1 protein-coding gene is annotated in these 299 nt (G+C 35.1%); it reads left to right on the top strand.

The window, feature by feature from the left end; genetic code table 11:
• A partial coding sequence (locus AOA60_RS32250) for a hypothetical protein (RefSeq protein WP_143522430.1) occupies positions 1–184 on the top strand: 184 nt, incomplete at its 5' end.
• Positions 185–299 lie beyond the last annotated feature (115 nt).

The raw sequence follows: 299 nt of genomic DNA, 5'->3' as shown, positions 1-299 counted from the left end.
GTTATACGATGTGGTTCAAGCATTAAATAATGGCGATGTTGCTAGTGGCTTAACAGCTATAGATACGATAATAAGCGATGGTAAGGATCCAAACAGGTTCTTGGAAGATTTAATATTCTTCTACAGAGATGTCTTGATGTATAAGTCTGCACCTCAACTTGAGGAAGTAAGGATAGGGTTATGACTGATGAAAACTTCCAAGGTCTTGCTAATGTTTTAGAAAATAGTTGGATATATAGTATTATGGAGATGCTCAATAAATTTCAGCAAGAAATGAAATGGTCTAATCATCCCAAAGT

It is taken from the genome of Pseudomonas sp. 2822-17 (genome assembly GCF_002742485.1).
In the GTDB taxonomy this organism is placed as follows: Bacteria; Pseudomonadota; Gammaproteobacteria; order Pseudomonadales; family Pseudomonadaceae; genus Aquipseudomonas; species Aquipseudomonas cyclaminis.
Note: the sequence above shows the minus strand (reverse complement) of the source record. Positions and strands in the feature narration are given on the sequence as shown.